This window comes from uncultured Methanobrevibacter sp., assembly GCF_902769175.1.
GTDB lineage: Archaea > Methanobacteriota > Methanobacteria > Methanobacteriales > Methanobacteriaceae > Methanobrevibacter.
Map to the genome: position 1 here is coordinate 1 of NZ_CACXNW010000028.1, position 20,005 is coordinate 20,005.

The window sequence follows — 20,005 nt, forward strand, 5'->3', positions numbered from 1 at the left end:
ACTAGTTTTTTTTATTTTTTTATAGAATTAACTAGTTTTTTTTTATTTTTTTATAGAATTAACTAGTTTTTTTTTATTTTTTTATAGAATTAACTAGAGTTTTTTTTATTTTTTTATAGAATTAACTAGTATTTTATTTTTTCATATTTGATTTTGATTTATTCTAATAGTCTATCAATCTTCTCCCAATTCTAAAATATCTGTTTTTATACAAAAACTTTTTAAATGATTACTATTAAATATTATAATATGTTAGTATATTTGCTGTTTGATAGCAATTTTCTAACAAAAAAATTAAACTCTTATGGACTATAATATTTAGAATTTGATTAATAATTAAATAGCTATTCACTACTCTATTTAAACTAATACACTTAATCAAAAAAAAACCATTTTAAATATTGTCCTTTGGATGTGGCGAAAAGCTGAACAAGAGGTTATATAAATGATGTACAAATATATTAGAGATGCATGGAAAAATCCAGATGAGTCTTATGTAAGAGAACTTATGTGGCAAAGAGCTCCTGTATGGAGAAAACAACCTGCAATCACTAGAATCGACAGACCAACCAGAATTGATCGTGCAAGATCTTTAGGTTACAGAGCTAAAAAAGGTTTCGTGGTTGTAAGAGTAAAAGTTAGACGTGGTGGACGTAGGAAAACTCGTTTCAAACACGGTCGTAGACCAAAAAGAATGGGTGTAAACAAAATTACCATGGCTAAATCTATTCAAAGAATCGGTGAAGAACGTGTAGCTAAAAAATACCCTAACATGGAAGTATTAAACTCTTACTGGGTATGGGCTGACGGAAAATACAAATACTTTGAAGTAATTTTAGTAGACCCACAAAGTCCTTCTATTAAAAACGACCCTAAAATCAACTGGATTTGTGAAAGTCAGCACAGAAGCAGAGCTCTCAGAGGCTTAACCAGTGCTGGTAAAAAAGGCCGTGGCCGTAGAAATAGAGGAAAAGGTAGTGAAAAAAGATTAAAATAATCTTTTTTTAATTTTTCTTTTCTTTTTATTTTTTTATTTTTTAGCTATTTTTATAATAATTCACTTTTTTTACTTATTTTAAATATTTAGATTTATTTTATAATTTTAAAGGTTAAATCATGATTCACAATATTAGATATCGTGTCTTTATCTATGAAAACGAAGACAAAGATGAAATTTTAGAAGCTCTTTTAAATATCTTGCCTACTGCAGAACCAGAAGTGGAAGAGGCTGAAGGTCTTTTAGAAGAGAAAATGCTTATTTTAACTGGAACAATTTCTAAAAAAAGAGAGACCAAGGAATTCCTAAACAATCTCATATCCTCCATTGGAGAAGACCAATTAGTCAAATTGTATAATGACTTAGATAGGAAAATGGATGAAAAGGGAAATCTATTCTTAAGATTATCCAAGGAAAAAGCTGCAGAAGAGCAGTGGGAAATATTGGATGGTGGAGACAGCATTCATCTAAAGATTAAGATTGCTGCATATCCTGCTAAAAAAGAAGTGGCTATAAAAAAGATTTCTGAAATCTTTCCAGATGATATTAAAAACTAATTAATTTTAATTAGGATATTCTGCAAATATTTTGATTTTTTTGCTAATATTAATAAAATACCAAAAATCAATTCAAGTTAATTAAAATATTTTAATTAGTTCATATAAATTATTATATGTTATAGTGTGATTTTTTTTTAAATAATTGAATTAAGGTAATCAAATGAAATTTTATGACATGAATCTAAGAGGGCAGGATTTTGACAAAGATTTGGCTTTAGTTTTGGAAGCCAATAAATTTGGATGGGATTATCTTAATTTAAATTACTTTCCTGAAAATTTTGATAAAGCTATTCAATATAAGGATGATTTAATTGATGAATTGTCTTCTGTTGACTTTAATCAAACCTATAGAAACATAAAGACTAATTTTGAGCATGCCGAGCTTTCTATGGGAATAAATATTTTAAATGCTAATTCCAATGAGATTAGAAAGATAATCAACAAGTATCGCAATAAGTCTAATTACATCAGCTGTTTAGGTGGGGATTTAAAGATCAACCGCAGAGTTTGTGAAAACCATAGAATAGATGTTTTATCAAGGCCTTACTATAAAAGAAGAGATTCTGGAATGAATCATGTTCTTGCAAAAGAGGCTAAAAAGAATAATGTAGCTATTGAATTATGCTTTAAGGATATTTTAAACAATCATCTAAGATATAGGGCTAATGTAATAAGCAGCTTTAAGGAGATATTGATGTTTCATCGCAAATTTCAGTTCCCACTTATCTTAACAACAGATTCCAAAATCCTATATGATGTAAGGTCAACAAGGGATATTGCATGCTTCTTCAAATCAATAGGATTTAGTGATAAGGAGATTTATAATGGATTCTATTACTATCCTAAACAAATCATAGATTTCAATAAGGAAAGAAAGAATATGATCATTCGTGGAGTAAAGCTAATTGACAGTGATGACTTTACTGACACTTACGATAAATTGGAAAGTGATTTGGAAGAATTTGAAGGAATTGAAGGATTTGATGATGATTCACAGGATGAATTCATTTTAGATGATGCTGATGCTGATGATATTGGTGGGAAATATGAAAATGATTTAGGGGAGGAATTATAATGAAATTGAAGGTATTGCCTCCAACATTAAGGAAAAAACATCATTATCTGATTCTTGACATTAAGTCAGAAGTGGAAATCTCTAAAGAAGAGATGCTTCAGTATACAGGGGATGCTTGCATTAGGTACTGGGGAGAGAACCATTCAAGCAACTTTGATTTATGGGTCATGAGACACTATCTTATTGATAAAACCATTCAAAATAATGAAGCTATTTTTAATTATAAGACAGTCTTAAGATGTGGAAGATCTTACTGCAATGATGTAAGGGTAGCACTTTCTACATTAAGAAGATACAATAAGAATAAGGTGGCTATAAATACCATTGGAATTTCAGGAACTATTAAATCTGGAGTTTCCAAATTTATTGAAGAATAATGAATTAAATTTTTTCTTTTGAATTTTTATTTTTTATTGATGATTAGTGAAGGAATTTTTTTCTTTGGAGTTTAAAACTCATTTAAAAAATAAAAATGTTTTTTTTGGATTTTGTAATTTCATTAAAAAATAAAAAGAGATTATCTTATAATGAATATGAGATGATTTAAAGTATTTTAAAAATAAAAAAAGAGAATTATCTTATAATGAATATAAGATAATTTAAAGTGTTTTTTTTTTTCTAATTTTAACCATTTTAAAAAGGTTTTAACTATTTTTAAAAGATAATTTTAATTATTTTTTAACAACATTCACCCATCTGGTTATGGAGTCTACATTAGTATTGCTGATTACTGAACATATGATTGTATGATTTCCTATAGGCAAATCAATATGGACATATCCATTTTTAGATGTTGTTAGCTTGTATGTAGTATAACGGTTAGGGATTGTGTTGTCATATCCTATGCTTTTTCCTTTTTTAGCGTATTTTAGGAAATTATTCACTAACTCCTTTGCAGAGCTTCCATAAACATAGTCCACATGGGTCTTTTTGTTTAAGTATTTTCCTGTGAAGTACATTCCTTTAAAGCTTTTAGGACTGTAATCGTCATCATGAGCTCTTTTTAGCCAAGTTCTGTTAGCTAAATTAACGCTTGTTGTTGGTGAAAAGCATCCTAAAACGAATTGGTTATTATTTTTCTTAAGATAATGCTGATAATAGCTTGATGCCATATCAACAAACATGCCGCTGTCTATTCCTCCTACTAAACTGAATACGCAGACATTCTTGAAATTCTTAACGCTGTATACATGATAGCTAGGACCTATTCCATAGACAATGACCTTATATCCTTTTGCCCTAAGCAATTTAGCCATTTGGTTTAGGCGTTGTTTGTCAAGCTTTTTGTTATAGATATTATCTGAGCTTAATACAATGGTTTTCTTAGTGATTTTCCTTCCTGTTCCAGATGTGAAGTTATTGCATTTTGTCTTTAGCTTAATGCTTTCTCCAACAATTGGATTTCCATTTAGGTCTGTTAGCTTAATGAAATATCGAACAGTCTTTTTTCCATTAAGATTCATTACTCTGCTTTTTGCATTGAGTATTCCAGTATAATTAGGAAGTATTTCGATTTTTGCTGATCGATAGGATTTTATATATCCTTTAGTTCCGTTAAAATTAACTTTTATTTTATAAGTTCCTACAGTTTGGGTTAGTCTTATTTTAACTTTTCCCTCTTCATTTGTAGTTCTTTCATATTTCTTGTCAGCGAAATTTATTGTTAATTTCTTGTTGGCTAATGTCTTGTTATTGTGATAGTAAAGTATAATATGCAAGTATTTTCCTCTGACTATGCCTTTTGAATTGAATCCAATTTGTGTTTTGGCTTTATATGATATGATTGTAATTTCCTTGCTGGTCTTTATGTAAGATCCAGACCCCATATAAATCAGTTCTGTTTTATATTTGCATGGTTTGGCTTTGACATGCAATCTGAATCTGCCATCGCTATTGGTTTTCTTGACATATGTCTTGTTTCTATATTTTATGATTACATACTTTGAAGTAAGAGGATTTCCATTTTCATCATTAAGATATGCATAGAAATGATGTCCTCTTATTATTGCAGTTTTTGGAATTGTAAAATCGGTATTTAGCTTATAAACATTTAATGTAAATGTTTTATTGCATTTTGTATAGTTTTCATCACCTGCAAATTTAACCTTTACAGTATATTTTCCAACATCTGAGCTGATCTTTAGGATTACTCTTCCATATTTGTTAGTAATATTGGAATAGAGCTTTTTATTAAAGTATATGCTTATCTTTTTATTGGCTATTGCTTTGTTTTTTGAATCTAGCAATTGCAATACGAGATTTCTTTCCTTAAGAACTGATTCATTATTTACAATGATTTGTGAGATTTCAGGAATTGTCACATCATTGTTTATAGAATTAGAAACAGTTTGTGTATCAGTTGCTTGATTGGAATTCTCAGTAGTTCCTGTTGATGGAACTTCACTTTGGCTATTTGTATCGGTAGTTTCAGTTATGCTTTCCTCAGAGTTCAGCTCTTCTTCTTCATTTTCATTTATATTTAAGTAATTATTTTCCTTGTCGCAATTTTCCATTTGGTCAATATCTATTTGGCTAGCTGAAATAGTATTGATGCAAAGGATGGAAATAAATAATAAACTAATTATAAAAATTAATTTTTTTATTTAAAATGTTGTTTCCCCCATTTTTATAAATTTGAATGATATTTTTCAATCATAGAATTTTATAGTTTTTAAATTTTTTTAAAAGACATTTAAAAAACATATTTAAAAAGGCATTTAAAAAAATTTTTAATTTGTCGCATTTTCAAGTTTTGAAAAGTTTAATTCTTTTTTAGAATTATTTTTTTTCAAGTTTTTAAAAGTTTAATTCTTATTTATAATTATTATTTTTCAAGTTTTAGATTTAATTCTTTTTTAATAGAATTAATCAGATTTTCAAGTTCCATATATAAATTTATTTTTTATCTTATTTAAATATGGTTCATCAAATCTTTTGAATTTTCATTATTTTTTAAAATTCGACCAATTTTTCTTATTTTAATGAATAAAGCATAGTTCTTAAAAATGGAATTTTTTTCAATAGTCTCTTTTTTTGTTCAAAAATGGTTAAATTCATTGAAATTTTGAAAACATTTATAAATAACTTATATATAATATAATATTGAACAGAAATATCAATAAAATACATATTGCCAAATAACAGAATGTTTGGTTTATTTTTTTAGAATTAATTTAAATATTAGTGATAGATTATGGCTAAATTTTTATTTTTCTTTTTATAGCTGTAGTTTATGTTCAAATGATGAAAAATAATCAAAATGGGATTTAAGGTAAAAATATAATATTGATTTATGATTGGTCTTTTTATTCCAATATGATTATTTCTTAGGATTTGATGAGGCAAAAAAATTTAAGTTTCTAATAAACAGTAAAATGACTAAATTTAAAAATTTATTTGCTTTTTGCTAAAAAAATTAATTTTAAATTAAGATATGTAGTTTATGAATGATTATAGTAAAACTTTGAAAGAAATGGTGATATTAAATGCAACCTTTACAACAACAAAACGCAGGATATGACAGAGCAATTACTGTATTCAGCCCTGATGGAAGACTTTTCCAAGTAGAATATGCGAGAGAAGCTGTTAAAAGAGGAACCACATCTTTAGGTCTTAAATCAAAAGATGGTGTAGTTCTCATTGTAGATAAAAGAACTGTCAGCAGATTAGTTGAAGCAAAATCTATTGAAAAAATATTCCAAATTGATAACCACATTGGTGCTGCAACTTCTGGTCTTGTAGCTGACGCAAGAGCTTTAATCGAAAGAGCACGTATTGAATCTCAAATTAATAAAATAACTTACAATGAACCAATTCTTGTCGGAGGTCTCGCAAAGAAAATCTGTGACATGAAACAAATGTACACTCAAAATGGTGGTGTAAGACCTTTCGGTTCTGCATTGATCATTGGTGGAGTGAATGGTGAAGAAGTTAGATTATTCGAAACAGACCCAAGTGGAGCTTTAATTGAATACAAAGCTACAGCTATTGGATCTGGCGTACAAGCAGCTATGGATGTCTTTGAAGAAAGCTATGAAGATGATTTAAGCCTTGAAGATGCAATCAACTTAGGTTTAGATGCACTTTATGAAGCTACTGAAGGCAGAACAACTCCTCAAAGTGTTGAAATAGCTGTAATTGAAGTAGATACTCAAGCTTACAGAAAACTTTCTGACGATGAAGTATCTGAGTATGTTGAAGCTCTTCTTGAGAGAAATGCTGAATAAGAGGAAGAAGAATCCGAAGAAGAAGCTGAAGAAACTGCAGATGAATCTGAAGCTGAAACTAACGAAGCTGATGCTGAAGAAGAATTTGGAGAAGAAAGTTCTGATGAAGAATAATTTTAAATTATCTTTTCAATAGGATTCTCTTTAATGCTTATTGATGAAAATGTTTGTAAAAAAAGCAATTATCAAAAAAGTTATTAAGAGCAAAACTGTAAGGAAAAACTGCTAAATTCGGCATTAAGTTAATTCTTACAGAGAAATTCTTGAAAGAGCATAAGCATATTGGAAGAATCGTTAAATACATTTAACTGATTTTTCTAATGATTCTATGTTTTAATTTTTAATAGGGTTCTTTATAATTAAGAACTCTTTTATTTTACCTTTTTTAAGGTATTTAAAAGTTCATAATTACATTTTTATTATTTAAATGTATTTTAGGTTTATCTTACATTTTATTTATTAAAATGCATTGATCTATTGTATTATTTTATTGCATTGATTTATTCAATAATTTATTCAATATTTTATTCATTAATTTATTCAATATTTTATTCAATATTTTATACATTAATTTATTCATAAATTAATTCATTAATTAATCATAAAATTATTCATTGATTTATTGCATTATTTTTAAAATGTATTGATAGGCAGTTATCAAATTGTATTGGATTAGGTGAGTACGCATGGTAAATATAGATGATGTTATAATTGCAAGATATGAATCTTTTGGAGAAAAATTTGAAATTTTAGTTGATCCTGATTTAGCTGCAGACTTTAGAAATCCTGATTATGAAAAAGAGATTAACATTGAAGATATTTTAGCTGTTGAAGAAATATTTAAAGATTCCAAAAAAGGGGATAAGGCTTCTGAGGAATCTATGAAAAAGGTATTTGAAACAATTGATGTTTTGGAAGTGGCTGCTCAAATTCTTCAAAAAGGAAATGTTCAACTGACTGCTGAACAAAGAAGACAGATGCAAGAGGATAAAAGAAAACAGGTTATTGCTAAAATAGCCAGAGAGGGTATCAATCCTCAAAATGGTCTTCCACATCCTGCAGTCAGAATTGAAAATGCTATGAATGAGGCTAAAGTTAAAGTTGACCCATTTAAATCTGTGGATGAACAAGTTCAAACTGCTTTAAAAGCAATTAAAGTTTTAATTCCAATTAAATTTGAAAAAGTTAAAAGGGCTGTTAGATTGCCAAGCACAGCTGCAGGCAATGCTTATTCTGCAATTCGTCCATTTGGAAATATTATAAATGAAGAATGGCAACAAGATGGTTCTTGGATTGGAATTGTAGAGATGCCTGGTGGTCTTCAAGATGATTTTAATCATAAAATGGCTTCTATCTCAGGAGGAGAAGCTGAAACTAAATTAATCAATTAATTCTATAATTTATTTATTTGCAAATAAGAGGTTAATGAATAGATTAGGGTTTGTCTATAATAATTATGTCTTTTTATGGAAATCAGATTTAATGTTATAGCTGTTAATTTAGAGTGTTGTTGAATTTAATATACTCTTATGGGAAGTATATGTATGATATATGTGAATGAAAAAGATTTAGTTGTTCCTGGAGAATTATTAGCAGAAGATGATTATTATTCAGGAAGAGGGACCTTTGAAGATGATGGAAAAATATGTTCCAAACTCTTGGGTTTAGTTTCTTTAAGAAATAAGAAAATTAGTGTAATTCCTTTAAAAAGCAAATATCTTCCTAAAAAAGGTGATGTAGTTATCGGTAAAATTGACGATGTCAGATTTTCAATGTGGGGAGTAGACATTAACTCACCATACTCTGGTATCTTACCTGCATCAGAAGTATTTGGAAGAGAGAAAAAGGAATTGAGCAGAGTATTTGATATTGGTGATGTTCTTTTCTTAAGAATCGTCGATGTCGATGAAGTGAAAAAGGTTAAATTAGGATTAAAAGGCCGTGGAATGGGTAAATTCAAAGGTGGAGTTATTGTAGATATTGCTCCTACCAAAGTGCCTCGTTTAATTGGTAAAAAAGGTTCTATGATTAACATGATCAAGGATAAAACCGGCTGTAAGATTGTAGTCGGTCAAAATGGTCTTGTTTGGGTAAAAGGTAATGAAGACATGGAACAAATCGTTAAAAATGTTATCAAATTAATCGAAAAAGAAGCTCATACCTCTGGTTTAACTGACAGAATCAAAAACAAGCTTTGCTTACTTATTGATGGTGAATTGCCTCCAGAAGAAGAAGAGGAAGCAGAACCTGAAGTGGAAGAAGAAGCTTTTGAAGATGGCTTGAAAAAACCTGAACTTCAAGATTTCAGAGAAGAGGTTGAAAAGGAATTAGCTGAAGAAGGATTCTTGGAAGATGAAGCTGATGACTTTGAAGACATTGATGATGAAGACTCTGATGACGAAATGTTTGATGACTCTGAAGATGAGGATACTGAAGATGAAGATATCGAAGAATTCAACGATGATTCAGAAGATGAAGAAGGATTCGAAGACTTTGATGATGAATTAGAGGATGAAGAATCTGAGGAAGAAGATGATGAAGAGGCTGAAGATGATAAGGAAGACAAATCTAAAAAACCTAAATTTTTAGATACCTTTGAATACATAAATGAACAAAAAAAGAAAAATAAGTCTTCTTACGATTTTAGCCGTGCAGATAATTCTAAATCCCCTACTTTAAACATTTCACAAGGAAGAGGTATTTAAGCTGTTGAATTTTAAAATTTATTATTATTGATAATAATTTATATGACTATTAAAATGTGATGCAGAAGAGGTGTTTTTTATTATCTCAAATGACAAAGAATTAAGAGTTGACGGAAGAGCATACGATGAATTCCGTCCAATAAAAATTGAAGCTGGCGTTTTAAAAAGAGCAGACGGTTCTGCTTATTTGGAAGTTGGTGGAAATAAAATTTTAGCATCTGTTTATGGACCAAGAGAATCCTATATTAGACGTTTACTAAAACCTAATACTGGTGTAATTCGAGTAAGATATAACATGGCTCCATTTTCAGTAGATGACCGTAAAAGACCTGGCCCAGACAGAAGATCAACTGAAATTTCTAAAATTGCTGCTGATGCACTCAGACCTGCTTTAATGTTGGAATCTTTCCCAAGATCAATGGTGGATGTATCAATTGAAGTAATTGAAGCAGAAGGAGGAACCCGTTGTGCAGGAATTACTGCAGCTGCTGTAGCATTAGCTGATGCAGGAATTCCAATGAAGGATATTGTAGTAGGCTGTGCTGCAGGTAAAGTAAATGACCAAGTTGTATTAGACTTATCTGAAAAAGAGGATAAGGAAGGACAAGCTGATGTTCCTATAGCAATGATGCCAAGAACCGGTGAAATCACTTTACTTCAAGCAGACGGTAACTTAACTGAAGAAGAATTTGAAGAAGCTTTGGATTTAACTATGGAAGGATGCAGAAAAATTAGCCAACTCCAACATGAAGCTTTAAAAGCTAGGTATAGCTCTGAATAGGTTGTGAAAATATGGATATTGTACCAGAAATTACTAGAAGAAGTATTACAAGACTTATAAATGATGGTAAAAGAGCTGATGGAAGAGCTTGTAAAATTAGGTGACACCCAAGTTATTGTAGGTGTAAAGCCAACTATTGGTGAACCATTTGGTGACACTCCTAATTTAGGTGTATTAATGACCAATTGTGAACTCTTGCCAATGGCTGCTCCTGGATTTGAACCAGGTCCACCTAGTCCTGAATCAATTGAACTTGCACGTGTTGTAGATCGTGGAATTCGTGAAAGTGAACTAGTGGATTTAGAAAAGCTTTGTATTGAAGAAGGCAAAAAAGTTTGGATGCTTTTCATTGACTTGCATGTAATCGATTACGATGGAAATCTCTTTGACGCATCTAACCTTGCTGTAATGGCAGCTTTAATGAACACTAAATTGCCTGTTGCTGAATATATTGATGATGAAATTGTCTTATCTGAAGATGAAACAATGGACTTGCCAATAAGGGACAAATTAGCATTATCTACCTTTGTCAAAATCGGCAATGGATTAATTTTAGATCCTTCATTAGAAGAGGAAGAAATCTTGGATGCAAGAATCACTATCGGTGTAACCGATGAAGGAAATCATGTCTGTTCCATGCAAAAAGGTGGAGAAGCACCTTTAACCAGAGATGAAATCCTTGATGCTGTACATATGGCATTTACCACTAAAGACGATTTGCTTTCCTATTTGGATTAAATATAAAAAGTCAAGTTAATGGATCATTATCTTGACTAATTTTTTAATTTTTAAAATATTTTATATATTTTTTTTAATTCTTTTTTTACAAAATTGTTTTAATATAAATATTTATTGTAAAAAATACTTTAATTTTATATTTTAATTAGGAATTTAAAGATTTATTTTAAGTTAGAATACAAAATAGCTATTTTTTCTAATTAAATTATCTAAAAAACCATTAAGTTTATATACTTTTAATTACTATATTATATTATTAGTTAAATTTATAGCCTAAATGCTGTAATGGTTTTATAATTTTAACAAATATTCTCTTTATTTTAATTATTTTATGTTTCATAATTAGTAAAGCAGATTTTTTTATTTAATCTTATCAATTAAGACAAGAGTATGTCTTATTTACTATCATATTTATTGTTTATCGATTTAAGAAATTGAATCGAGATTATCGATGACAGATTAAATAATATATACGTTAAGCTTTGTAGGTGTTGAAGCTTAATGACTTATTTAATTAATTCAATTTTACTGGAGATATTTTAAATGGCAAGAACAAAAAAAGTTGGTATTACTGGCAGATTTGGTGCTAGATACGGAAGAAAAGCAAAAAGACAAGTTAAGAAAATTGAAGAAAACATGAAAAAGAAACATGTTTGTCCTAAATGTGACAGACCTTACGTAAAAAGAGTAAGTGCTGGAATTTGGGAATGTAAAAAATGCGGTACAGTATTTACTGGCGGTGCATACGTACCTCAAACTCCTATGGTAAAAGCTGCAACCCGTAACATTAAAAGAGTAGTTGGAGGAGAATAATTGTACAGATGTCCTGAATGTGGAACTGAAGTTGACCACAAAGGTTACATGGAAAATAAATGTCCTAAATGTAGATATAGGATTTTATTTAAAAAAGTTCCAGAAGTCAGAAAACTCGTAAAAGCAAGATAGTTATTAAATATTAGTTTTATGATTAATATTTTGAATGATGATTTCGATTGTTGTTCATGATTATCTTTTAATAACTATTTAGCTTAGTGGTTGAAGCCACAACATTTCTATTTTTAATATTTATAGCTATTTAGTTATTTTAGCTATTTTCTAATTTTAATATATTATATTAAAATTAGCATTTTCTTTATTTTAATGTGATTTTTATTTTTAACTGATTTTAACACTATCTATTTTCTAATTCCTGTTAAACAATAAATTAAAAAATATCAAAGAGGATTACTATGCTTATTTCTACTTCAAGAAAACCATCTCAGAAAACCAGAACTTTCTGTAAGAATTTCTCTCATGCTTTCGGCTTTGACTATACCAATAGAGGAAAGAGCAGTTTAAGGGATTTGCTTGTCAAAGCTAGTCAATTAGGTTATGATGGCCTTGTTTTAGTTTATCAGATAAAGGGAAACCCAAGCAAATTGACTTTTTATGATTTGGAAGCTAATGAGAAATTGGCATTGCTTATTTCTGTAAACACTACAAATGAACGTCTTCACATTAAGCCTGAAGACTTAAAGATCAGATCCAGCGTAAGGGAATTAGATATTTTAGCTGAAGTCTTAGGGATTGAAGTTACTACAGAACCTCAGGATTCAAATTACATAAGAATTTCCTATGCAGATTATGATGATGATAAGAACTTTGCAATAATCTATTTTGTCAATAAGAAAGGGGAACAAATAGATTTTCAGATTAATGTAAAAAAGATAGCGGATAATTAATTATTTGCCAGATTGATGTTTAAAAGATAGTTGATAATTAATTATTTGCCAGATTGATGTTTAAAAGATAGTTGATAATTAATTATTTGCTAATTATTTGCCAGATTGATGTTTAAAAGATAGTTGATAATTAATTATTTGCCAGATTGATGTTTAAAAGATAGTTGATAATTAATTATTTGCTAGATTAATGTTTAAAAGATAGTTGATAATTAATTATTGATAGAGAAATAAGAAAATTATTATTTTAAGGAGAGATTCACATTAGCCAAAGCGATATTCTAAAATCAATCAATAGTGATATTGTAATTGATTTTGATTCAGAAGAACAAGCCCAAATTGTTTATGACTCTATTTTGCTTGAATTTGAAACTTCTCCAGATTATAGGTCATCTATGGATTTGAAATTAGAGAACAATCAAATCATTATCACAATAGATGCAGAGGATGCTACTTCATTTAGAGCATCTATCAATTCAGCAATTAAATGGATTAAATTGGCTGTTGAGATTAATGAATTAACTGAGAATTTATGATTAATGGATTGTTTTGTCTCTTGAGATTATGGATTGATTGAGAATTCCTGATTAATGGATTGATTTGTCTTCTGAGATTTAATCTTTTGACTGAATATTGATTTTTTTTAATTTTTTCAATTTAAAGTCTCTTTGAAACAATAGTTTTAAATATAGAACTAATAATATATTATAATATAATGATTTATTAGCTAATGAAATGATAATTTCTAAAAATCAATTATTGTTTTCTAAATTTTTTAAGAATAAAAAATTAAACTAATATAATTATGCAATTATTATAAAAAAGAATTAAGGTGAAAATATGGAAATTCCACAAAATATACAACATCAATTAAACCAATTCCAACAATTACAACAACAAGCTCAAGCTGTTACTGTTCAAAAACAAAATGTTGACATTCAATTAAGAGAAACCGAAACTGCACTTGAAGAACTTAAAAAGACTCCAGAAGGAGCAGAAGTATTCAAATCTGCAGGAAACTTACTTATTAAAGTAGAACGTGACTCTACTTTAGAAGAGCTTGAAGACAAAGTTGAAACTCTTAAATTAAGACAACAAACCATGACCCGTCAAGAAGAAAGAGTCATGAAAAAACTTGAAGAAATGCAAGCAACCATCCAACAAGCTTTTTCTTTTTTTATTTCAAAAATTTTAATTCGTATATTATAAAATTATTTCAATAATCAGAGTTTTGGTTTTGAAAATTTTTTTTATCAAAAAATTTGGTGAGTGAATATGGTATCAAAACTTAAAAAATTATCACAAGAGGATCTTGATGATATTTCAGATTTCTTTTCAGATATTATTGAGAAGAAAATTTTTTCTTCAGTTGAATCTCAAAAAGAAATTTTGGCAATGGATATTAACATCAAAATTGATTATAATGATGAAAATAATGAGCTTGATATAGATGTTGATATTGATATTGACACAGATGAACTATCAAAGTTATCAGATGAAATAATCAATCAATTAATCGAAGAGTCTTACTTAGAACTTGATGAATACATTGATGAAAATTTCAGAGAATGAACACATTATTTTTTCTCAGATTTTAGTGTAAAAATTGTATTGTTTTTTTGAATTTTTTCACTTTTGTTTAAATGATATTTCATTGTATTTTTCATTTTCATTTATATTTTCCATCAATCATTTATCATTTTCATTTTTATTTTTTATTTTTTTAATAATATTATTTCAATAAAATTATTTTTATTTTAATTAGGTTTTTATTATAAAATAATTTTTATCATGATTTTTTATATTTTTATAATTTTAAAATTTCTTTAAAGGTGAGGATATGAAAGTAACAAATATATTTTTTAGTCCATCAGGAACTACAAAAAAAGTGCTTAATCAAATTGCAAGCAACTTTGATGAAGAAAATTAGATCTGTGATTTATTGTACTTTAATGATGCTAAGGAATTTGGCGCTGCTGATGTAGTTATCGTTGGAATGCCTGTCTTTGCAGGAAGAATTCCAAAAACAGCTTCAACAAGATTGTCTAAAATAACTGGTGACAATACAAAAGCCATTGCAGTTGTAAATTATGGAAATGCACATGTAACTGATGCACTGCTTGAATTGGTTGATTTGCTTAAGGAAAATAAGTTTGATGTAATTGCGGCAGCTTCCACTATTAGCCATCATTCAATCTTTGATGGTGTTGCAGTAGGAAGACCTGATGAATCAGATGTGGAAAAAATCAATGAATTTGCACAAAAGGCAATTGAAAAAATAGAAAATGGCGGTTCATTAGAAGCGGAAATCCCTGGAAACAGACCTTATGTTGATTATAAGAAACTTCCATTTGTTGTATCATGTGATGAAAAATGTGTATTCTGTTTAGAATGTGTAGGTGTTTGTCCAGAAAAGGCAATTCCTGATGATGACCCTTTGATGTAGACATTGACTTATGTTCAAGATGCACTTCATGCATAAGCATTTGTCCTGAAAATGCAAGAGGATTTATAGGAGAAGCATTTGAAGCTACTAAACCAGAATTTGAAAGTGCAAATGCAGAAAGAAAAGAGCCTGAATTCTATTTCTAAATCTTTTCTTTTAATATTTTTTTTTAAATAAGTTTGTTTATTATTTTTTTTTAATTTTAATAGGTTTTTTTTTAATTTTAATAGGTTTTTTTTTAATTTTAATAGGTTTTTTTTTAATTTTCTATTAATTTTTACTTTTTTTTAATTGGGTTTATTTTTTAATTTTCTATTAGTTTTAACTTTTTTTTATAGTTTTATTATTCTTATTTTCTATTAATTTTTACTTTTTTTAATAGGTTTATTTTTTAATTTTCTATTGGGTTTTTTGGTTTTAGCTTAAATAAAATGAATGCTACAACAAGGACAAGCACTGTTATGAATAGATAAATCTACATTTTAAAAATATCCATATCTCTCACTAAATCGTAGATTCCAACGATCCACATTACAATCAGCATTAATGGGAGCAAATATTTAAGGGTTAATTTCCATGTTTTTCCTACTTTAAACCTTGAATGCTTGTTTAAGATAGGAATCAGCTTTTCAAAGTCATAATACCATGTAAATATTATTGCTTGAATAGCTATCAGAATCAAAATTCCAAGTTCATTAACAAATGTATCTACAATCTCAACCAAATAACTGCTTATTCCAGTTGAAAACAATAAAGATCCACAGCATGCAATGATAACTAAAACACTGACTCCTTTTTTACGAGACCAGTTGAATTTTTCACAAACTGAATACAATAAAGGCTCAAATAGGGCTAATGATGATGTAAATCCTGCAAAAAGGATTGATAACATTAGTAATGGAGCTATTATTCTTCCAATAGGACCCATCACTTCAAAGACTTCTGGAAGAACTACAAAAATCAGGCTTGTTCCTTCAGTAATCAATTCGGTTATTGGAATTGAGCTTGTTACAGACATGTATCCTAAAATAGAGAATATTCCTATAGCAACGAAGATTTCGTATAAACAATTGGATACAACTACCATTAACACATTATCGATTAATTTAGACTCTTCAGACAAGTATGTTGCATAGGTATAAACCATCGCTTGGCCAATGCTTAATGAGAAGATTATTTGAGCAAATGCAGCAAGCCAAATGTCAATGTCTAAAAGCATTCCCCAATTCGGATTAAGCAGTGTGACCAATCCTAAATGGAAACCAGGTAATGTAAATGAATAAATCAGAATAAAAGACATGATAATGAAAAGCAAAGGCATAAGAATTCTGGATATTCTGCCGATACCCTTATCAACATCCCTATTTGAAACAAACCAGAATAATCCCCACAATATTATAATACTAATGAATGTAGGAATTATCAGATAATCGATTCCAGCTAAATCAGAGGATTCTCCAACATTTGCAGTAAAGAATGCTGCAGGGTTAGTTCCCCATCCAAATGTAAAGCTGTTTAATGGATATACAAAATCCCAACTTAGAATAACCATATAATATATTACAACTATAAAAACAAAGAGCACTAAAATCCAAGCTATTATCTCAAATTTTGGATTAATGTCATGCAACAACTTTGAAAAGCTCTTTTTTGAACTGAATCCCAAACCATATTCCAAGATTAAAAATGGTATTCCCATTACAAGAATTGGAATAAGATAAGGAATAAAGAATGATCCTCCACCATTGTTGTAGAAGACATAGCTAAAACGCCAAATATTCCCAATACCAATTGTTAAACCAACCATTGCAAGAATAAAAGTGCTTATTGAGCTCCAGTGTGATTTATCAGTCATTTGATTACTCCATGTTGATTAGATTTTTAAAATTTTCTAATATTATTTTTTATTTTTTCATTTAATAAGTTTTTGATAATTACATTGGATTCATTATTTTTCTTGGACAAGTGTCTATTAGTAAACTGTATGACTTTATTTTTTTTTTTAATCAGTTTTTTAGTCTATTAGTTAACTGTTATGACTAATTTTTTTAATTAAATTTTTAGTTTATTAGCTAATTGTTATGACTAATTTTTTTAATTAAATTTTTAGTCTATTAACTAATAGTTATGACTAATTTTTTTAATTAAATTTTTAGTCTATTAACTAATAGTTATGACTAATTTTTTTAATTAAATTTTTATTCTTTTGCATCATTTCATTCATTTACATTTAGATAACTTATCTTATTATCAAAATTTTTATATATCAATAAATATACATCTATTAATGTATATTATTTTTAATGAATTATCAGATACTTGAAAATAAAATTTATGCCTTTAAATATTTTATAAAGGGAGATAAAATGAGAAATATTATTGTTGTTGAATGTATATCTACTGGAATAAATTTTGTTGAAGATATTATCAATAGGGGATATAACCCTATTGCATTAGACTTGAAAGTTGCAGAAACTCCTGGTGGAAGAGATTTTGCAGAATTTGTCATTAATGATTATAAAAGAATTCCTTATGATATAGAAATGATTTATGAGCAGGAAACTTTTGAAGAAACCCTTGAGGAAGTCAAAAAATACGACCCTTTATTAATTGTTGCAGGTCATGAAAGAGGAATTATTTTAGCAACAAAATTATCTAAAGAGTTAGGTCTTTTAGGTAATGATGTTGAAAATCTTCCTGCAATGACTATGAAAGACCAAATGCAGGAAAGAATTGCTGAGCATGGTCTTCGTTCAATTAAGGGAAAACTTGTTCACTCTTTAAATGAAGCTATAGCATTTTATGATAATGAGGGTTTGGATGAGGTTGTAGTAAAACCTAATTATTGTGCAGGTTCAACAAATGTTCGTATCTGTTTAAATAGAGATGAGATGATTAATGCAGTAAATGCCTTGTTTAATGATATAAATCATTATGGTGATATGCTGGAAGACCTTTTGATTCAAGAGAGAATCAAAGGTTAAGAATATATTGTAAATACAGTATCTCATAAGGGCACTCATCGTGTAACAACTGTTTGGAAGTACAATAAGATAAGAACTTCCGAAGGAGCTCTTGCTTATGATTCATGTGAAACTGTTAATGAGTTAAGCCTTGGTGAAGCTGAAATGGTGGAATATGCCTATGCTGTTGCAAACGCATTAGGGCTTAAATATGGTCCAATTCATGGAGAATATATGATTGATGAGGATGGACCAGTTTTAATTGAAGTAAACTGTCGTCCATGTGGTGGTAATATGCCTGCAGAGTTCTTGGACAAGATTTCCGGTCAGCATGAAACCGACAGTATCCTTGATTCATACTTAAAGCCGGAACGTTTCAAAGAAAACTTAAAGAGAAAATATGAATTGTTTGCTCATGGTAATCTAAAATTCTTTATTGTTCCATCTGATATGATTGCTCGTTCATCTCCAATGGCAGGAATAAGTAATAGATTAAAGTCTTATCACAGCACTTCCTTAGACACTATTCGTGTCAATGGAATTTTTTATCCTAAAACTGAAGATGTGAATACCAGTGGAGGGGCAGTGTATTTAGTTCATGAAGATAAGACTGAAGTGGACAAAAACCTTAACTTCTTAAGGGCAGTTGAAAGAAATGCTTTTTCTTTAATCCTCAGTGATGAAGCATTGGAAATTCCTGAAAAGAGTGATGAGGAATATTTAAATGAAGTGTTCCCATTGGTTCAACAAACTGAAATGTATGGTACTGGCCTTTTTGTAACTGATCAATTTGTAGAAGGCATAGACATTTTACAGGTAACTGAGGATCAGCTTGACGAAATTTTAGGTAAGTTTGAATTTATCATCATCAACTTAAACAAAAGCTTGATTGGTAAAAAGTCTGATGAAAAGGTAAAGCTATTTTTAGATATCTTTTCAAAAACCAGAACTGGCGGATTCATTTTCATTCCAAAAAACACTTACCAATTAATGGATAATGGAAGAAAAGGTGTTGAAGCTTTAATCAAAGTAGTAGACTATAAGATTGAGCTTCCTCCATACAATGTTAAAGAGATTATTGTAGCTTCTAATCCGAAATAATCTTATTTTTTATTAAAGAGATTATTTTAATCAAAATAATCTTTCTTTAATTTTTTTATTTTTAATTAATTATTATTTCTTTTAATTTTAGAAGCATTATTTAAGTTTATTATATTTTTTTAACTAATAATTAATAGATTCAAAACCATAGTAAAATTTTCATTAACTATATAATTAATAGATTGAAAAGTGTAGTGAAAATTTTCATTAACTATATAATTAATAGATTGAAAAGTGTAGTGAAAATTTTTATTAACTATATACTTAATAGATTGAAAAGTGTAGTGAAAATTTTTATTAACTATATATTTAATAGATTGAAAACCAGTGAAAATTTATATTATACTATAGAATTAACGGATAAAAATATCACATAGTGATAATTTTATAAAATCTTTTTCAAATTAGGTTAGGCGAAAAAAATGAGAAATATTATAGTTGTAGATTGTATATCTACAGGAAAAAATTTTATAGAAGATATTATTAATAGAGGATATAATCCTATTGTATTGGAATTGCAAGTTGCAGATACTGATGATGGAAGGCAATATAATGAATATATTCATGAGGGATATAAGTTAATTAATCATGATTTTGAAATTATTTATGAAAAGGACACATTAGAGGAAAATATTGAGATGGTAAAAGAATATGATCCCCTTTTAATTGTTCCAGGAAGTTAAAGGGGAGTT

At 28.6% G+C, this 20,005-nt stretch carries 20 protein-coding genes and 2 pseudogenes; 20 read left to right on the plus strand and 2 right to left on the minus strand.

The features are described from left to right. The first annotated feature begins 448 nt into the window (after positions 1–448). The 4 genes from QZV12_RS10155 (at position 449) to QZV12_RS10170 (ending at position 3,009) form a co-directional block, all read left to right on the plus strand. Positions 449–997 (plus strand): 50S ribosomal protein L15e, encoded by a 549-nt coding sequence (locus QZV12_RS10155; protein ID WP_295621452.1) that lies wholly within the window; start codon positions 449–451, stop codon positions 995–997. A gap of 119 nt (positions 998–1,116) precedes the next feature. Further along, positions 1,117–1,554 carry an RNA-binding protein gene (locus tag QZV12_RS10160; protein WP_295621222.1) on the plus strand — a complete coding sequence of 146 codons (438 nt, stop codon included), beginning with the start codon at positions 1,117–1,119 and terminating at the stop codon, positions 1,552–1,554. A 163-nt stretch (positions 1,555–1,717) separates the two neighbouring features. Further along, the gene (gene rnp3, locus QZV12_RS10165) at positions 1,718–2,632 is read left to right on the plus strand and encodes a ribonuclease P protein component 3 (protein ID WP_295621225.1); all 915 of its coding nucleotides are present in this window, start codon (positions 1,718–1,720) and stop codon (positions 2,630–2,632) included. Next, positions 2,632–3,009, plus strand: coding sequence for an Rpp14/Pop5 family protein (locus QZV12_RS10170; RefSeq protein WP_295621228.1), 378 nt, complete (start codon positions 2,632–2,634; stop codon positions 3,007–3,009). The genes rnp3 and QZV12_RS10170 overlap by 1 nt, the downstream gene beginning before the upstream one ends. A 294-nt stretch (positions 3,010–3,303) precedes the next feature. Here the strand turns inward: QZV12_RS10170 and QZV12_RS10175 are convergent, their stop codons facing one another. Then, the gene (locus QZV12_RS10175; RefSeq protein WP_295621231.1) at positions 3,304–5,145 is read right to left on the minus strand and encodes a hypothetical protein; all 1,842 of its coding nucleotides are present in this window, start codon (positions 5,143–5,145) and stop codon (positions 3,304–3,306) included. Positions 5,146–6,117: 972 nt separating this feature from the next. On the opposite strand from QZV12_RS10175, the gene psmA reads away from it, so the two are divergent. The 13 genes and pseudogenes from psmA to QZV12_RS10240 all read left to right on the plus strand — a co-directional run bounded on the left by psmA (position 6,118) and on the right by QZV12_RS10240 (position 15,395). Then, positions 6,118–6,858, plus strand: a complete 741-nt coding sequence (gene psmA, locus QZV12_RS10180; protein ID WP_295621234.1) for an archaeal proteasome endopeptidase complex subunit alpha — start codon at positions 6,118–6,120, stop codon at positions 6,856–6,858. A 686-nt stretch (positions 6,859–7,544) separates the two neighbouring features. Further along, positions 7,545–8,249, plus strand: coding sequence for a ribosome assembly factor SBDS (locus QZV12_RS10185; protein ID WP_295621237.1), 705 nt, complete (start codon positions 7,545–7,547; stop codon positions 8,247–8,249). A 153-nt stretch (positions 8,250–8,402) separates the two neighbouring features. Next, positions 8,403–9,245, plus strand: a pseudogene (rrp4, locus tag QZV12_RS10190) (exosome complex RNA-binding protein Rrp4); the annotation flags it as partial. Positions 9,246–9,633: 388 nt separating this feature from the next. Beyond that, on the plus strand, positions 9,634–10,344 hold the full coding sequence (rrp41, locus tag QZV12_RS10195) for an exosome complex exonuclease Rrp41 (RefSeq protein WP_295621241.1): 711 nt from the start codon (positions 9,634–9,636) through the stop codon (positions 10,342–10,344). A gap of 11 nt (positions 10,345–10,355) precedes the next feature. Then, positions 10,356–11,082 (plus strand): annotated as a pseudogene (gene rrp42 / locus QZV12_RS10200) (exosome complex protein Rrp42). A gap of 543 nt (positions 11,083–11,625) precedes the next feature. Continuing rightward, positions 11,626–11,895, plus strand: coding sequence for a 50S ribosomal protein L37Ae (rpl37A, locus tag QZV12_RS10205; protein ID WP_295621244.1), 270 nt, complete (start codon positions 11,626–11,628; stop codon positions 11,893–11,895). Beyond that, positions 11,896–12,027, plus strand: coding sequence for a DNA-directed RNA polymerase subunit P (locus tag QZV12_RS10210; protein ID WP_292777583.1), 132 nt, complete (start codon positions 11,896–11,898; stop codon positions 12,025–12,027). Between the two features lie 284 nt (positions 12,028–12,311). After that, positions 12,312–12,803, plus strand: a complete 492-nt coding sequence (locus QZV12_RS10215) for a Brix domain-containing protein (RefSeq protein ID WP_295621247.1) — start codon at positions 12,312–12,314, stop codon at positions 12,801–12,803. 308 nt (positions 12,804–13,111) lie between these two features. Beyond that, complete coding sequence (locus QZV12_RS10220) at positions 13,112–13,339, plus strand: KEOPS complex subunit Pcc1 (RefSeq protein ID WP_295621456.1); 228 nt, start codon at positions 13,112–13,114, stop codon at positions 13,337–13,339. 304 nt (positions 13,340–13,643) lie between these two features. Then, positions 13,644–14,012, plus strand: coding sequence for a prefoldin subunit beta (locus QZV12_RS10225; RefSeq protein WP_295621250.1), 369 nt, complete (start codon positions 13,644–13,646; stop codon positions 14,010–14,012). Positions 14,013–14,078: 66 nt separating this feature from the next. Continuing rightward, entirely contained in the window at positions 14,079–14,375 is a 297-nt protein-coding gene (locus QZV12_RS10230; RefSeq protein ID WP_295621253.1) for a DUF3194 domain-containing protein, read from the plus strand. 370 nt (positions 14,376–14,745) lie between these two features. Further along, positions 14,746–15,249 carry a 4Fe-4S binding protein gene (locus QZV12_RS10235; RefSeq protein ID WP_295621256.1) on the plus strand — a complete coding sequence of 168 codons (504 nt, stop codon included), beginning with the start codon at positions 14,746–14,748 and terminating at the stop codon, positions 15,247–15,249. Between the two features lie 2 nt (positions 15,250–15,251). Next, the gene (locus tag QZV12_RS10240) at positions 15,252–15,395 is read left to right on the plus strand and encodes a hypothetical protein (protein WP_295621459.1); all 144 of its coding nucleotides are present in this window, start codon (positions 15,252–15,254) and stop codon (positions 15,393–15,395) included. Between the two features lie 329 nt (positions 15,396–15,724). Here QZV12_RS10240 and QZV12_RS10245 read toward each other — a convergent pair whose 3' ends face one another. Further along, the gene (locus QZV12_RS10245) at positions 15,725–17,104 is read right to left on the minus strand and encodes a sodium-dependent transporter (protein ID WP_295621259.1); all 1,380 of its coding nucleotides are present in this window, start codon (positions 17,102–17,104) and stop codon (positions 15,725–15,727) included. Positions 17,105–17,615: 511 nt separating this feature from the next. Between QZV12_RS10245 and QZV12_RS10250 the strand changes: the two genes are divergently transcribed. The 3 genes from QZV12_RS10250 (at position 17,616) to QZV12_RS10260 (ending at position 19,996) form a co-directional block, all read left to right on the plus strand. Further along, positions 17,616–18,233: a hypothetical protein gene (locus tag QZV12_RS10250; RefSeq protein WP_295621262.1), complete on the plus strand. Its 618-nt coding sequence runs from the start codon at positions 17,616–17,618 to the stop codon at positions 18,231–18,233. A gap of 144 nt (positions 18,234–18,377) precedes the next feature. Beyond that, a complete protein-coding gene (locus QZV12_RS10255; RefSeq protein ID WP_295621265.1) occupies positions 18,378–19,313 on the plus strand; it encodes a hypothetical protein in 936 nt (311 codons plus the stop codon). 422 nt (positions 19,314–19,735) lie between these two features. Continuing rightward, the gene (locus QZV12_RS10260) at positions 19,736–19,996 is read left to right on the plus strand and encodes a hypothetical protein (protein ID WP_295621268.1); all 261 of its coding nucleotides are present in this window, start codon (positions 19,736–19,738) and stop codon (positions 19,994–19,996) included. Positions 19,997–20,005: the final 9 nt, after the last annotated feature.

Excerpts from the sequence above, each read along its gene's own strand:
- QZV12_RS10170 (WP_295621228.1), top strand. The coding sequence starts at position 2,632 with ATGAAATTGAAGGTATTGCCTCCAACATTAAGGAAAAAACATCATTAT.
- QZV12_RS10155 (WP_295621452.1), top strand. The coding sequence starts at position 449 with ATGTACAAATATATTAGAGATGCATGGAAAAATCCAGATGAGTCTTAT.
- QZV12_RS10255 (WP_295621265.1), top strand. The coding sequence starts at position 18,378 with ATGGTGGAATATGCCTATGCTGTTGCAAACGCATTAGGGCTTAAATAT.
- QZV12_RS10260 (WP_295621268.1), top strand. The coding sequence starts at position 19,736 with ATGAGAAATATTATAGTTGTAGATTGTATATCTACAGGAAAAAATTTT.
- QZV12_RS10230 (WP_295621253.1), top strand. The coding sequence starts at position 14,079 with ATGGTATCAAAACTTAAAAAATTATCACAAGAGGATCTTGATGATATT.
- QZV12_RS10215 (WP_295621247.1), top strand. The coding sequence starts at position 12,312 with ATGCTTATTTCTACTTCAAGAAAACCATCTCAGAAAACCAGAACTTTC.
- rpl37A (WP_295621244.1), top strand. The coding sequence starts at position 11,626 with ATGGCAAGAACAAAAAAAGTTGGTATTACTGGCAGATTTGGTGCTAGA.
- QZV12_RS10160 (WP_295621222.1), top strand. The coding sequence starts at position 1,117 with ATGATTCACAATATTAGATATCGTGTCTTTATCTATGAAAACGAAGAC.
- QZV12_RS10175 (WP_295621231.1), bottom strand. The coding sequence starts at position 5,145 with ATGGAAAATTGCGACAAGGAAAATAATTACTTAAATATAAATGAAAAT.
- QZV12_RS10185 (WP_295621237.1), top strand. The coding sequence starts at position 7,545 with ATGGTAAATATAGATGATGTTATAATTGCAAGATATGAATCTTTTGGA.
- QZV12_RS10245 (WP_295621259.1), bottom strand. The coding sequence starts at position 17,104 with ATGACTGATAAATCACACTGGAGCTCAATAAGCACTTTTATTCTTGCA.
- QZV12_RS10225 (WP_295621250.1), top strand. The coding sequence starts at position 13,644 with ATGGAAATTCCACAAAATATACAACATCAATTAAACCAATTCCAACAA.
- psmA (WP_295621234.1), top strand. The coding sequence starts at position 6,118 with ATGCAACCTTTACAACAACAAAACGCAGGATATGACAGAGCAATTACT.
- rnp3 (WP_295621225.1), top strand. The coding sequence starts at position 1,718 with ATGAAATTTTATGACATGAATCTAAGAGGGCAGGATTTTGACAAAGAT.
- QZV12_RS10250 (WP_295621262.1), top strand. The coding sequence starts at position 17,616 with ATGAGAAATATTATTGTTGTTGAATGTATATCTACTGGAATAAATTTT.